Raw genomic sequence first — 14,386 nt, 5'->3', positions numbered from 1 at the left:
GCAGCCGCAGTCCGGATCCTTATGCATCGATGTTGTCGTCCAATATCTAACTCAAGCTGCCTCGGGCACGTCTGACGAGGCGCGGTTCGATATTGCGCCGGCCTCCTCACCGTCGCGGGGAATGCTGCGCTCCTTGGCCAGTCCGAAAATCGCAGGGATCACGATGAGCGTCAGCAGCGTCGATGAAATCATCCCGCCGATCATCGGCACTGCAATGCGCTGCATGATCTCCGATCCGGTACCTGTGCTCCACATGATGGGCAGCAGTCCCGCCATGATGGCGACCACCGTCATCATCTTGGGCCGCACGCGCTCGACCGCGCCCACCATGATGGCATCGTGGAGATCGCGGCGCGTGAGAGGCTTCCCTTCGGCATCGCGCCTCGCCCTCGTCTCGGCCAATGCGTGATCGAGATAGATCAGCATCACGACGCCCGTCTCGGCAGCGACGCCAGCGAGCGCGATAAATCCGACGGCGACGGCGACAGACAGGTTGAAGCCGAGCCACCACATCATCCAGATGCCGCCGACCAACGCGAACGGCAGCGACAGCATCACGATCAAGGTCTCGGTCATCGTCCTGAAGTTCAGGTAGAGCAGCAGGAAGATGATCGTGAGCGTCACGGGCACGACGATCTTAAGACGGGCGGCGGCCCGCTGCAAATATTCATACTGGCCGCTCCAGACGACGTAAGTGCCGGCGGGAAACTGGATGCTCTCCGCCACGGCGCGTTGCGCATCAGTGACGTAGCTTCCGATGTCGCGATCCCGGATGTCGACGTAGACGTAGGTCGCAAGCTGGCCGTTCTCTGTCCGGATGGACGTCGGCCCCCGCGCCGGCTCGACCTTGGCGACCTCGCCAAGGGGCACGGCGCCTCCCGCCGGCATCGGCACCAGGATGTCGCTGGCGATGGCCTTGGGATTGTCTCTGAGGTCGCGCGGATAGCGCATGTTCACCGTGAACCGCTGCCGGCCTTCCACTGTCGTCGTGACCGTCTGACCGCCGAGGGCGGCCGCGATGGTATCCTGAACGTCCTGCATCAGGATGCCGTAACGGGCGAGCGCCTCGCGGTCCGGCACGATCTCGAGATAGTACCCGCCGATGCCGCGCTCCGCGTAGGCCGACGAGGTGCCGGGGACGGTCTTGATGACGCGCTCGACCTGCTTCGCGAGCCGGTCGATCTCCGCGAGATCGGTGCCCATGACCTTGACCCCGACCGGCGTGCGGATGCCGGTGGACAGCATGTCAATGCGCGCCTTGATCGGCATGGTCCAGGCGTTGGAGACGCCCGGAAACTGCAGCGCCCGGTCCATCTCGGCGATGAGACTGTCGACGGTGACGCCCGGGCGCCACTGCTCCCCAGGCTTCAGGTTAACGACCGTTTCAAACATCTCCGTCGGAGCGGGGTCGGTCGCAGTCGCGGCTCGTCCCGCCTTGCCGTAGACGGAAGCAACCTCCGGGAACGACTTGATGATGCGGTCCTGCGTCTGCATCAGCTCAGTCGCCTTGGTGACCGAGATGCCGGGCAGCGTCGTCGGCATGTAGAGCAACGTCCCCTCGTTCAAGGTCGGCATGAATTCGCTGCCGAGCTGACGCGCAGGCCAAACTGTCACCGCAAGCACGACGAGCGACGCCAGAATCACCAGCGTCTTGGCGCGGAGCACGCCCTTGATCACAGGACGGTAGATCCAGATCAGGAAACGGTTGACGACGTTCCTGCTCTCCGGGACGATCCTGCCGCGGACGAAGATCACCATCAGCGCCGGCACCAGGGTTACGGACAGAAGCGCCGCTGCGGCCATCGAAAAGGTCTTCGTGAACGCCAGCGGGCTAAATAGTCGCCCCTCCTGCGATTCCAGCGTGAAGATCGGCATGAACGACACGGTGATGATCAGCAGGCTGAAGAACAGCGCTGGCCCGACCTCGGATGCGGCGTCGATCAGGATCCGCACGCGCGATTGATCCGGCCCGGCGCGTTCGAGGTGTTTGTGCGCGTTCTCGATCATGACGATTGCAGCGTCCACCATGGCACCGATCGCGATCGCGATGCCGCCGAGGCTCATGATGTTCGATCCCAGCCCGAGCAGCTTCATGGCGCCGAACGCCATCAGCACGCCGACCGGCAACATCAGGATCGCGACGAGCGCGCTGCGGACGTGCAGCAGGAACACGATGCAGACGAGTGCGACGACGACGCTCTCCTCGAACAATGTATGCTTGAGCGTGTCGATTGCCGCGTAGATCAAGTTCGAGCGGTCGTAGACCGGCACGATCTCGACCGACTTCGGCAGGCTGCTCGCGATCTCCTTGAACCGCTTCTTGACGTTTTCGATGACGTCGAGGGCGTTGACCCCGAACCGCTGCAGCACGATGCCGCTTGCGACCTCGCCTTCGCCATTCAATTCAGCGATCCCCCTCCGCTCGTCCGGCCCGAGCTCGACGCTGGCGACGTCCCGCAGCAACACCGGCGTGCCGTTGCTCGTCTTCAGGACGATGTTGCCGAGATCGTTGATGCCCTTGATGTAGCCCTTGCCGCGGATGACGTATTCGAACTCGGAGAGCTCGACGGTACGCCCGCCGACGTCGGCATTGCTGGCGCGGATCGCGTCCCGGATCTTCTGCATGCTGATGCCGCGGTCGCGCATCCGCTGCGGGTCGAGGACCACGTTGTACTGCTTGACGAAGCCGCCGATGCTGGCGACCTCGGCGACGCCTTCGGCCTTGGCCAGCGCGAACTTCAGGTTCCAGTCCTGGATCGTGCGGGTGTCCGCCAGGTTCAACTCCCTGGACATGACGGCGTACTGATAGACCCAGCCGACGCCAGTCGCGTCGGGCCCGATGGTCGGGGTGACGCCGGAGGGAAGCCTGGACGACGCGCCATTAAGAAACTCCAGGACGCGCGAGCGCGCCCAGTAAATGTCGGTGCCGTCCTCGAAGATCACGTAGACGAACGACACGCCAAAGAAGGAGAAGCCGCGCACGACCTTCGATTTCGGCACGGTCAGCATCGCCATCGTCAGCGGATAGGTGACCTGATCCTCGATCACCTGCGGCGCCTGACCGGAATACTCGGTGTAGACGATGACCTGCGTATCCGAGAGGTCGGGGATCGCATCCAGCGGAAGGTGAACCAGCGCATAGAGGCCGGCAGCAACGGCAAAGCCGGTGCCGAACAGCACGAGCAGCAGATTGCGCGCCGACCAGGCGATGACGCGGGCGATCATTTCTGATCTCCCATCGCATGGCCGGGGCCGCCGTCGGTGGATCGAGGCGCCGCCTCGGCGAAGCCCTTGAGCGCCGCTTTGAGGTTGCTTTCCGCATCGATCAGGAAGTTGGCGGAGGTGACCACCGCCTCGCCATCGGCAAGTCCATCGCGCACCTCGATGTAGCCGCCGCCACGACGGCCGAGCTTCACCTCTCTCGGCTCGAAGCGCCCCTCCCCCTTGTCGACGAGGACGGCCTGCCGGCTGCCGGTGTCGAGCACCGAACTATCGGGCACCGCGAGGACGGGTGCGGCATCGGCCGTGTCGATGTCGGCGTCGACATACATGTCCGGCAGCAGCACCGCGTCCAGATTGGCGAGTTCGATCCGGACGCGAACCGTCCTTGTATCGCGGTTCACCTGCGGATAAACGATCGTGATCTTCCCGGTGAAGGTCCGGCCGGGAAAGCTCCGCGCGCGCACCGCCACGGACTGCCCGACCGCGATGTTGCCGAGGTCGCGCTCGGCCACGTCAACCAGCGCCCAAACGACCGAGGTGTCGGCGATGCGGAACAGCACATCGCCGGGATTGGCCCGCATGCCTTCGATCGCGTTGCGCTCAAGAACGATCCCGTCGCGCGGCGCCGACCAGCGTATGGTGACGGGCGCGCTGTGCGTCTTTTCCATCTCCGCGATAACAGGCTCGGGAACGTCGAGATTGACCAGCCGCTGCCGCGAACCGCGGCCATACGTCTCGACGCCGCCGACCGTTTTGGAGGTGATCGTCGCGAGATATTCCGCCGCCGCGGAAGCGACCGCCGAGCTGTAGATTTCCATCAGCGGCTGGCCGGCCGTCACGCGCGCGCCGGTGGTCACGTCCGCGACCTTCTGCACAAAGCTTTCGGCGCGCATCGCAATCACCGACACGCGGCGCTCGTCCAGTTGAATCGTACCGGGCGCCTTCACCCGGACCCGGATCGATCGCCGCTCGGCGCGCTCGGACTTCACGCCCGTGCGCTGGATCTTGCCGGGCGACAGCTTCACCACACCGTCGTCGGTGTCGCCGCCTTCATAGACGGGGACATAGTTCATCCCCATCGAATCCTTCTTTGGCACAGGCGAAGTGTCGGGCAGACCCATGGGATTGCGGTAGTAGAGGATCTTGCGCGCTGACCCCACCTGCTGCTGTGGCTTCGTCTCCGCCGGCACCGCTTGATCATCGTCGTAGACCGGCAGGTAGTCGTGCCCGCGGTCGTCCTGCTTCGGACCTGCGGACCAGAGCGGCGCGCCGCTTGGATCGCGGTAGTAGAGCGGAGTTCGGTCCGCCGCCGCAGCAGCCGAGACTAGCTCGATATCAGCAGGCCGGCGCGCACCGTTTGAAGACCAGTAGCCGCCCAGGACCAGGCCACCGCCCAGCGCAAGAGCCGTCAGGAGACGCAGTGTTTTCATGGCGGGTATCGCGCGCCCGCGAGCGCGCGTCCGTGGGAATGGAAGGGAATATCGGGCGCCGTCGGGCGGCGCCCGAACACTCACTTGATCGCCGTGACGATCACCTTGCCGGTGACGGTCTCCGGTTCGCCCTGCACTTTCACGGACAGCGTCATCTGGTAGCGGCCGGCCATCGGCAGGTCCGTCCTGAAGGCATATACGCCCGGCTCCTTGGAGGGCAGCGGCGCGACCGCCGATTCCATCTCGGCCATCCCATCCGGGGCCATGTCGACGCGGGTCTTGAAAATGACTGCGTCCGCGACCGGCTTGCCGGTTTGCTTGTTGGTCAAGCGAACGGAGAGCGTGACGTCGTCGCCCTTCTTCATCTGCGGATTGACCGCCTCGAAGGCGTAGTCGCCGGCGCCCGCCACAGCGGCCGACGCGGCTAGCGAAAGGGTCGCGGCAAGAGCCGCGGTGCTGAATTTGGAAAGCATTGTCCAGTCCTCATGAATTGATCTCGGCGGTGGCGCATGGGGCGCACACGTCAGTCGTCGTCGCGAGCAGCCGTGCTGCGCGCGTCTCAGGCTTGCGAGATCAGATTCGAGGAGGTCGGAAGGGAGGACTGCCGCCGCGGAACGAGACGACCTGATCCTCAGGGATGGCGATCTTGCTCGCCGCAGCGGCGACAAACGCGAAAGCAAGGGGCCTGACGTCGCCGAGCGCGATGGTCCCGCCGACGCAGCAGAAGCCCATCCCGCATTTGTAACCGCCAGTGTGGGAGCCGGTCCCCTTCATGTCGTCCGGACAGCAATCATCCATCGACATATCGGCATCGCCGCTCATGTGCATCGTCGTCTGCATGTCATCCGACGACATTGCCAAGCCCACAGCCGACGCGCCAACCGGCAGCATCGCCAAGGATATGGCGATTGCCAGTGCCAGGATGGTACGGACGAGCCGCATCGATATCGACTTACCTTTCGGGCCGGAGCAACGGCCTCAGTAGCATATTCCGGCGCCGAGAACAGTCCTTGATCCCACTCAAGCATTCGTGACCGACGCCCCTGGCACACAGCCGCCTTGGGCTCGCGAAGATCGACCGTCATAAGCGCAGGCCGGTTCATACGCTCGAGCCATTCACCGCCACGACCGCGATGTCCAGGACATGGGAATGGAATTCCGGAGAACGGGAATGGTCGCGGCGAACGAGGCGGCACTGAATCACTGTTGCTGATTGGCCCAATCCAGGATGGCAACCGCCTCGGGGCCAACTTTCGTCTGCCAAGCAGCGATAGGACCGCTTCCGGCTTTCTTGAGGGCGGCAACGACAGCGGGCGGCGCGGGCTCGTCGATGCTTACCCCGTTGGCGCGCATCCGCTGGTAGTTCTCGACGGTGCGATTGGCTAATAGTTCGATCTGGCTTTTTTCCGTCTCGGCGGCAGCCACTTCAACCTTGTTTTGCGTCTCCTTGGATAGCGCGTCGAAGCTGTCCCGGCGTACGAACGCTATCGAGATCGGCATGGCGTAATTTATTGGCGTAAAGTGGTGCAGGTCGTCCCAAAGCTTCCGGCCAGCTCCGCCATCGCCGGAAGTCAGGATCGCATTCAATTTGTGCTCCTTGACCTTAGCAATAGCCTCGTTGAACGGAAGATATTCCGCCGTCGCCCCTGCCGAGCGCAACACATCGGCCGAATTGTTGTCATAGGCTCTCACCGCGAGCGTCCGCAAGTCTTCCGGGGTTTTGATCGGCTGGTCGGACCAAATTCCGGTCGCTGGCCAAACGGTTATGTAAAGAAGTTTCAGGCCCCGCGCTGCGAGCGCGCGCTCATAAAGCGGGCGGGCTCTCGCAGCCACCACTTTCGCTACATCGACCGACTGGACGACAAATGGCAGCGAAGACAGGCCGAAGATTGGGTCGGACGACTCCAGCGATCCAGCGAACGCATCGCCTCCATCGATACGATGTTCCTGCGCTGCTCGGAGCATTTCACCCGAGCTGATTTTCAACTGATTGTCGAAGGCGTTCGACGTCGTGACAGAGCCCTGTGTGCTCGACGACAGGAGTCTTCCAAATGTTGCCAGCCCAATCCCAGAGATGTTGCGCTCTGGATATTCTGTAGCCATCTTCCACTGGGCCTGTGCAAAAGCCGGCACAGATGGCCCGCCCACAGCCAAAGCAATCGCACAGACTGTCGCAAGGACGATACGGTCAATCCACGCCAGGCGCGCGTCGCGCCTCGTCCAACCACGCATGTTTGATGCTCCTACTGAAGGGACGAACCGAATCAAAGATTGAGACAAGATCCATACACTACGCCGTCGCCGCAGACGAAAGGCGCCAGCATCTGGGCGAGCATCCGCCGACCAGTCTAAATAATGGGTTCACGACCTAACAACGAGCTATCCGAGTAGTCCCTTCAGGCCCGCGTAGATGGAGCCGACAGCCGTCGCGGCAACGCCGGCCAGCGGGCCGACAGTCTGCATCAGATCCTGAATCAAGCGGGCGCGGCGGCGAAGCTGTTCCTCACCGACATGCTGCCCGAGCAGGCGCGCCACCTTGAAGGCAAATGCGTTCGGCTTGCCTCCCTGGCTCAGCACGCGCGGTAGGACCCGGAAGATCACGACGCCCAGAATGTTCCCGGAAATGAAGGCGAGCAGGATGCTCGCTCCGTATTCGAACACTTCGCGCCATTCGACCCACACCGTCGGCAGGATCGGAACGTGATCGTGGATGCCGGTGACCGTCAGCATTGCCTGGATGCTGACGCTCGCAAGCAAGAACGCCAGCACGAACGCCCCCAGCGCGGAGACCCTGTGCAGGGGATAGGCCAGGAGCCCGAACAGGAGCGGGATGACGATCGAGGCGATCCGGAGCGGGATCGGAGAGAGATTGAAGGTGATGGTCACGAGAATATGCGCCACTGTCAGCAGCAGCGACGGAATGAGCACGTAGAGAACGGCATGCGTCCCAAAATAGCGCAGCGGATTCTTGTATCGCTCGAGCCGGACGTTGACCCGGTCGAGATCACGCCTAAGCTTGTCAAGATCGGCAACGATCTCGTCGATCTCGAGCAGTGTCGGCCGCACGACGCGCAGATCGCGCGAGCAGTGCTTGCACGCGATGGCTTCGTCCTTGATCGTCTCGGCGCAGAATGGGCACTCCATCGCTAGTGCGGCTTTCTGCGCCGCATGATGGCCTCGACCTCGTCCCTGGCCCGCCTCAACTCCTCGCGCAAGTCCTCCCGCTTGCGCAGAAGATCGTCCCGCTCAGCGATCAACGTTGAGGGAACGGCGATGTCTCTCGCACACGACGCGCAAACCAGCGCATCCCCCGCGTTCTCGGATTGGCAGTAAGGGCACCTCATTTCACAGACACTTCATTTGGGCGCGACCTTCAGGGTGAAGATGGTTGTGCCCGGCCGGCCGTCACTGTCCTTGATGTCGACGCGGACGGTGTATTCGCCCGGCGGCAGTTCGGCATCCTGCATGTTGATGCCGTCGGCCTGGACGAACGGCTTGACCCGCGGCGTCAAATCAACATTCGGCGTCCGGAGGAAGATCACCTTGACCGACCCCGGATCTATCTTGGCGCCGCCGAACGACTCGAACTTCAATTGCAGATGCAGAGGTGAGCTGACAGAATCGCCGGGCGAGACGAACTCCACCTTCGGCCCGCGCATGATCCCGCGCCGGTCCGCCGCGACCGCGCCCTTCGGCGGTGGCAGCCGGGCTTCCTCGTCCGTGATCAATTGCGTGGCCCGTGACGGTCCCGAGAACAGCAGACCGGCGACAACGAGGCCCGGCAAGATAGTCCGCTTCATTTTCCGTACACCCTCTCCTCACCCGATCTTCAACGCACGCCACCGTCACCGATAATCGTGTACGGTGCCCAGAACAGCGGATGCGCATAGGCGAACTCGGTCTTGCCTTCGCTGTTGAGATAGCCGGGACCATCCACAAGGGCCATCATCGCCTGGCGCAGCGCTTCGCTGCGCGAGAGTTTTGGATCGTCCGCCTGTCGCTTGAACAGATCAGTCACCAGCTGCCGCGCCGATTGGGAATGCACCGACCAATTCGTAACCAGCAAGGCGCGCGTTCCGGCGTAGAAAAATGCGCGGCCAAGGCCGGATGCGGCCTCTGCTCCAGCACCAGCTCCTGCGCCGGTGTTGCAGGCGGACAGAATGACCCAATCCGCATCGAGCTTGAGGCCGAGAATCTCCTCCATGGTCAGGAGGCCATCGCCGCCCTCGCCCGTCACCGTTGGCGCCGACAGAGCGAGCGCCGGCTGCGTCAATCCGTTGAGCTCGCCGGGGACGAGACCATGGGTCGCGAACGCCAGGATCTTGAAGCCGGAGAGGTTCATCGTCTTGACCGTGCTCTCGGCCGCGTTCTTGCCGAGGAACAGCACCTTCGAAGGATCCGCCTGCAGCGCCAGCGCGATTGATTTCAACTCGTCCGCAGTGTCGGGAAGCCGGGGCAACAGACCGATCTCGGCGCTGTCGACCCCCTCGAGCTTCGGGCTGTTGCGCCGCTTCAGCGGCCCGCCGCGGGTCGCGTTACCGCCGGCGGCGGCGACCTGAACCTTCTCCCCTCCGCCTTCCGCTTCATCCTGCTGATCCCTGTTGAAATAGGGATCGCCGAACGCCACGAGGTCGCCGCGGCCGGGCTTGCCCGGCGGCAGCTGCCGCAGCGTGCGCAGGGCCGCCGCCGAGGGCACAGTCGACACGGCATGGGTTCGCGCGAGCCATGGCACGTTGCGATAGCCGATGAAGAGCGGATCCTCATCCGCGGCCACTTCGGCCGGTGCCGTCGGCAACAGCGACAGAGGCAACAGACCGAGCGCGCCGTTGGTCACAACGATGAGATTCTTGGCCGGCCTCCATCCGCTCTCGATCGGCTTCAGCAGCAGCTCATAGAGCTCGTAGCCGAGCTTGAGATCGAACGGCGGAATGTCCGAGATCATCGCAGCCTGCGGCTCCAACGCCTCGCGCAGCTTGCGGATCTTGGTCTCGATGTCGCCGATCTTCGCCTTGACAGCGGCGAACGCAACCGGGCCCGACTTGGGCACGGCCCAGACGAAGCTACCGTTCTGGCCGAAATAGAAGGACAGCATGGCCTCGTTGTCGCCAAGCGTCGCGCGGATCTCGGCAACGCTCGGCGGTTTGGGCGAGACGAGGTCGGCGTAGGTCGGGAATTTCTGCTTGATCTCCTGGCGCGCCTTGTCGCGTTCGCCGCGCAATGCCGCGATCGATGCCTGGATCTGCTGAGCCCCCTTCTCGTCGCGTTCCGTCGAGGGAATGGCGAGGACGTTGTTGAGCGTACCGAGCTGGGCATTGACCTGCTTGGTCAGATCCTGCTCCTTGCGCACGAGCTCGGCGAGCGCGGGATCCTTGGCTGCCGCGCGCGCGCTCGAGGCGGCCAGTGCTTGCTGCACCGAGCGGCCGCGAACGGCATCAGCCAGACTGAAGGTCTCCTCGCCGACGCCGCTGCCGGTTCCTTCGGCCCGGGCGAGCAGCAGCAGATAGCTCTCGACGATCGTTTGCAGCCGCTGGCTGCGCGCGGCCACCACGGACGTGTTCTCGTCGTCGGCGTTCTCGTTGGCGTTCGCCATCATGATCGGGATGGCGGCCTTGAATTCCCGGATGGCGTCGGCGTCGCGCTTCGCACGCATCAGGCCGACCGCCAGCGTGCCGCGCGCCGAAGCGGTGTTGAAGTGATTTTCGCCGACCCGCCCGATCTGCTTCTTGACCAGCTGCTCAGCGGCCGCGATGCCGGCCTCCAACTGGCCGGAATTATAGAGCGCGACAATGCGCGCTGGATTGAGCTCGATGACCTGACGTCGCTGCGGCTCCCAATTGGCGATCGCCTTGTCGATCTGCGCGAACATCTCGTTCGCCTCGGCATTTTTGCGCTGCAGATTCAGAATGCCAGCGAGCGTGGACAACATCTGCACCGTGGATTGCGAGTCGTCCGGCACGCCGACCGTCTTGGCGATCTCGAGCGCGACGCGGCCCAGTTGCTCGGCTTCGTCGTAACGGCCCTGGTCGACCAAGATGCCGGCCAATCCCATCACGAAGCGCGGCGTCACGGGATTGTATTTGCCGGTGTCCTTCAAGCGCGACAACAGCGCCCGACGCGCGTCGACCTCGGCTTCGGCGAGACGACCCTGCCTCGCTTTCATGCGCGCCTCATTCAAAATCATGCTGTCGACCGTCTGCAGCAGAACGGTTTCCGCGGGCGGATTGTCCGACTCCAACACGGCCTTGTTGCCGGCGCGCTTGCGCACCTCCGCGGCGCGATAAGCGGCCTCGGCCTCGGCGAACTGGCCTCTCGCCTCAAAAATCTGGCCACGGGTAATCTCGATCTCGCCCTCCCAGGTCTGGCCGAACCTGGCATAGAAGGCACGCCACCTCGGAAGTCCGCTGGTGCGCGGCTCCTGGATCGCGGTCAGACTCCGGCGCAGATAGGCCTCGGCCTGGGCGATGTCACCCATCTGGATGAGAATGGCCGCAACTGTGCGATTGGCGTTGAACTGATATCCCTTTGCGCCGGGCGCGCCGGCCGACTCGCGCAAGAGTCTCTGCATGACCTCGAGCGCACGCTTGGGATCACCGGCAAGAGCATACTGCTGCGACTGGAGCTGCATCATCCGCCCCATCATGTTCGGGCTGACGGCACCACGTCCTACCTCTACGGCCTTGTTGGCATCGGCGAGAGCCTCGGCGAGCCGGCCGAGCTGCGAGCGCGCATTGGCGCGATCGAAATAGAACTGCGCGAGATCCTCACGCGACTCCTTCCCCGTCGGAGCGGCATCGGCGTCCGACTTCAGTTCCGCTATCATCTTCTCGTCAGGCTTCTCGCCATCGAGGATGGCCGTGATGTCGGAGATAGTACGAGGCGGCGCGATGAAATCCTTCGGCAGCGCAGCACCCGGATCCAGCTTGGGCGCCACCTCCTTCGGGAGCTCGACCGCAACGTTGGCGCGGCCGTTCGCGGCGTTGAGCGCGGCAAGCACGCAGGCCTTCACCTGAGGCGAGGCCTTGGCGCGGCAGGCTTCGAGATTGGCTCCGCCCTTGGGTCCGCCGCCGGCACGCATGCAGGCCTGCACGATGGGTTTGCCGACGGTCATCCGGCAGTTCTCGATCGCCGCCTCCTTGGTCAGCGCGGCGGCCGAACCGCTCGATCCCAGCAGAACGGCAAGAGCCAGCAGCTTTGGGGGTAGAGTGAAGTCCAGACGGCTCTTAAACGGACTCGTGGCGTCTAAGCTCATCTTGAAAGACCTTTGGAAAAATGACTTGAAGAAACGGAATTATCCTATCCTTATCGCTTGGGAGGACAAGCGCCAATCAATGCGGTCGCGGGAGATGGGCGAAAGGGTTAGCGGTGGCCGGCAGCTCCCCAGGGGCCGGTGGATGCTGCGTGCGTTGATCTCGCTGTTCGTCGCATTGGTCGCGGGCCTGAATGCCGGCGAAGCGCTGGACGTACCACAATTATAGGTTGTGATCAGCCCTTCACGACGACCGCGCGGCCGTAGGGCGGCTGTGCCGCGACCGGCGGGTTGGCGGTCTGGGCTGCGAGCTCGCCGATCAGGCGGTCGGCATCGGCGGCCATGCCGTCGGGCGCCTGGATCACCAGCCGCTCGAGCGCCCAGCGATAGGACGAGACGCGCTGCTCCAGGCATTGCTGCACCCACTGAACGATCAGCGAGTTCTCCTGCATGCGGGCGACGGCGTCGTCCCTCTCTCTCGGCGAGAGATCGGAGACGCGCGCCATGCTGGCATTGCGCTTCCTGTCGAGGTCGATGACGCGGATCGCGGAGGCGAAGAACGGCTCGAAACGGGTGATGTCGTTGCGCACGTCCTCGATCAGCTGCGCATAACGCGAGGAATGCGAGCGGTGCGGCTCGTCGATCAGTGTGCGTCCGTACATGGTACGGTCGAACACGATCTGCTGCCGCCAGGGCGAGGGCAACGGCTTGTAGTCGCCGAACACGCTCTTCCAGGCCGGCCGCGACAGCGGCGGTTCGATCATGGGATAAGCGAGATCGCGAAGCTGGCGCTCCTCGTCGGTGAGCTGGAACTGCGACGCTCTGAGACCAACGCTGGAGGTGACTTCAGCTCCCAGCCAGCGATGCATGTCGTCGCTGCGCATGTCGGCGCGGGTGCGGCCAAAATCGCCGCCACTGCAGGCACCGAGCGTCGCGCCTAGCAGTGCGAGCAGGACGACCGATACGATGGGTCGGATCTGGGGGGTGGTTTCCGGCATGACACCAAGCCGGATATCAGCGGCGACGACGACGGCGCCCCGGCGCTGTGCCCTGCTCTGGCCCACGATCGCCACTGGTTTCGTCGCTCTGGCGCTCGATGCGGATCACGGGGAGGATCAGAACCGTTCCCGTTTCCGTGCGCGGTGTGGCATCGCCCGACGAGCCTGCCCGGCGACCGGCCGGAAATTCGATGATGGTCCCCATGTCAGCTCTCTATCAATTGCCGCGCGACCAAACGCGCTGATGCAACATGCAGTCATTAAGATCAGTTCATGGTTAACGAGATGTAAACGTGCTGGCCTGCCCGTAACCGCACGGGCGGTCCACCCGCGTCCCGTTGCGGCACGAACACCTCAAATGCATGCGGTCGGCTTCACGCCTCGTTTTCCTTAACGAGCCTTTAAAAGAACCTGCGATAGGTTCGCGGCGAGTATGTTTTCCAGGTCGCGTATCTCTCCATGACCAAGTCGCTGTTCCCCGGATTCGACGGGCTGATGACCCTCTCCCGTCGCGAAGGCGTCGACATCCGTCCGACGCTCTTGCGCGTGCTGACCGACCTCTATGTCCAGGCGAGCAGCCACAACGAGGATGAACAGCGCCAGTTCGTCGAGCTTGCGACACGGCTGATCGACCAGGTCGACGATGCGACGCGCGCCGTCGTCAAGGCGCGGCTTGCGATCTATCCCTCGACGCCCGCCCCGATCATGCAGAAGCTCGGGCTCTCGGCCGCCCAGGAAGGCCGCCGCGTTCCGCTCGCACGCGAATTACCCTCCCCGTCCCCGGCCCCCTCGCCGGTCCGCGCGCCGACAGACGCCGAGCTGCGTATGGCCTCGAACATGGCGATGCAGCCGAAGGACGCCGCCGAGATCCACGACATGTTCTTCCGCGCCGGCGCATCCGAGCGCGCGCTGATCCTGCACAATCTGGCGCAGACCCCGCTCAAGGCCGCGCCGCGCATTCCGACCGCGCGCGCCAAGCGTGCGATCCAGATCCTTGAGATGGCGGCGATCGCCAATGATGTCGAGAATTTCGCTCTCGAGCTCGGCGACAGCCTGATCCTGCCCTCGCGCGTCGCGGCCCAAATCGTCGACGATCCCGGCGGCGAAGCGCTTGCGGTCGCCGCCCGCGCGCTTGACATGCCAAGCCCGAACTTCCAGCGCATTCTGCTGTTCTTCAAGCCGGAGATCGGCACGTCGGTGAACAACGTGTACCGGCTGTCGCGGCTCTACGACCGCCTCAGCGACCGCTCCGCGCTGGTGATGCTGGCGGCCTGGCGCGACTCCACGCTCGCAGTCACGCGCGCAAAATACCAGTCGTCGCTACATGACAGCGAACGCCAGCGCGCGCGCGCTGGCGCAAGCCAGACGCGGCCGGGCGTGCAGCCTGGCTCTGCGCCTGCGGTGCGGACAGGCTCCGGCGGATCATCAGATCGCTAGGCTGAGCAACCGCAAAATCGGGGAGCGACGAAGGGGCAACGCAGCTGGTTGCC

General features: G+C 64.0%; 11 protein-coding genes. 1 reads left to right on the top strand and 10 read right to left on the bottom strand.

Annotation, left to right across the window (positions count from 1 at the left end):
* Nucleotides 1–51: 51 nt before the first annotated feature.
* The 10 genes from AC629_RS04765 to AC629_RS04710 all read right to left on the bottom strand — a co-directional run bounded on the left by AC629_RS04765 (nt 52) and on the right by AC629_RS04710 (nt 13,101).
* Entirely contained in the window at nt 52–3,225 is a 3,174-nt protein-coding gene (locus AC629_RS04765) for an efflux RND transporter permease subunit (protein WP_084803625.1), read from the bottom strand.
* On the bottom strand, nt 3,222–4,652 hold the full coding sequence (locus AC629_RS04760) for an efflux RND transporter periplasmic adaptor subunit (protein ID WP_084803624.1): 1,431 nt from the start codon (nt 4,650–4,652) through the stop codon (nt 3,222–3,224). The genes AC629_RS04765 and AC629_RS04760 overlap by 4 nt, the downstream gene beginning before the upstream one ends.
* Nucleotides 4,653–4,732: 80 nt before the next feature.
* Complete coding sequence (locus AC629_RS04755; protein WP_084803623.1) at nt 4,733–5,125, bottom strand: FixH family protein; 393 nt, start codon at nt 5,123–5,125, stop codon at nt 4,733–4,735.
* 100 nt (nt 5,126–5,225) lie between these two features.
* The gene (locus tag AC629_RS04750) at nt 5,226–5,594 is read right to left on the bottom strand and encodes a hypothetical protein (RefSeq protein ID WP_084803622.1); all 369 of its coding nucleotides are present in this window, start codon (nt 5,592–5,594) and stop codon (nt 5,226–5,228) included.
* A gap of 258 nt (nt 5,595–5,852) precedes the next feature.
* The gene (locus tag AC629_RS04745) at nt 5,853–6,884 is read right to left on the bottom strand and encodes a TRAP transporter substrate-binding protein (protein WP_084803621.1); all 1,032 of its coding nucleotides are present in this window, start codon (nt 6,882–6,884) and stop codon (nt 5,853–5,855) included.
* Nucleotides 6,885–7,031: 147 nt separating this feature from the next.
* Complete coding sequence (locus tag AC629_RS04740; RefSeq protein ID WP_084803620.1) at nt 7,032–7,796, bottom strand: hypothetical protein; 765 nt, start codon at nt 7,794–7,796, stop codon at nt 7,032–7,034.
* A 212-nt stretch (nt 7,797–8,008) separates the two neighbouring features.
* The gene (locus tag AC629_RS04730) at nt 8,009–8,452 is read right to left on the bottom strand and encodes a hypothetical protein (RefSeq protein ID WP_084803618.1); all 444 of its coding nucleotides are present in this window, start codon (nt 8,450–8,452) and stop codon (nt 8,009–8,011) included.
* Nucleotides 8,453–8,481: 29 nt separating this feature from the next.
* Complete coding sequence (locus AC629_RS04725; RefSeq protein WP_084803617.1) at nt 8,482–11,901, bottom strand: CHAT domain-containing tetratricopeptide repeat protein; 3,420 nt, start codon at nt 11,899–11,901, stop codon at nt 8,482–8,484.
* Between the two features lie 233 nt (nt 11,902–12,134).
* A complete protein-coding gene (locus AC629_RS04715) occupies nt 12,135–12,896 on the bottom strand; it encodes a hypothetical protein (RefSeq protein WP_084803615.1) in 762 nt (253 codons plus the stop codon).
* Nucleotides 12,897–12,912: 16 nt separating this feature from the next.
* Nucleotides 12,913–13,101, bottom strand: coding sequence for a hypothetical protein (locus AC629_RS04710; protein WP_084803614.1), 189 nt, complete (start codon nt 13,099–13,101; stop codon nt 12,913–12,915).
* 254 nt (nt 13,102–13,355) lie between these two features.
* Between AC629_RS04710 and AC629_RS04705 the strand changes: the two genes are divergently transcribed.
* Complete coding sequence (locus AC629_RS04705) at nt 13,356–14,333, top strand: DUF2336 domain-containing protein (RefSeq protein WP_084803613.1); 978 nt, start codon at nt 13,356–13,358, stop codon at nt 14,331–14,333.
* The last annotated feature ends 53 nt before the right edge of the window (nt 14,334–14,386 follow it).

The sequence above is a fragment of the Bradyrhizobium sp. NAS80.1 genome (assembly GCF_001908205.1).
Taxonomy (GTDB): Bacteria; Pseudomonadota; Alphaproteobacteria; order Rhizobiales; family Xanthobacteraceae; genus Bradyrhizobium.
Note: the sequence above shows the minus strand (reverse complement) of the source record. Positions and strands in the feature narration are given on the sequence as shown.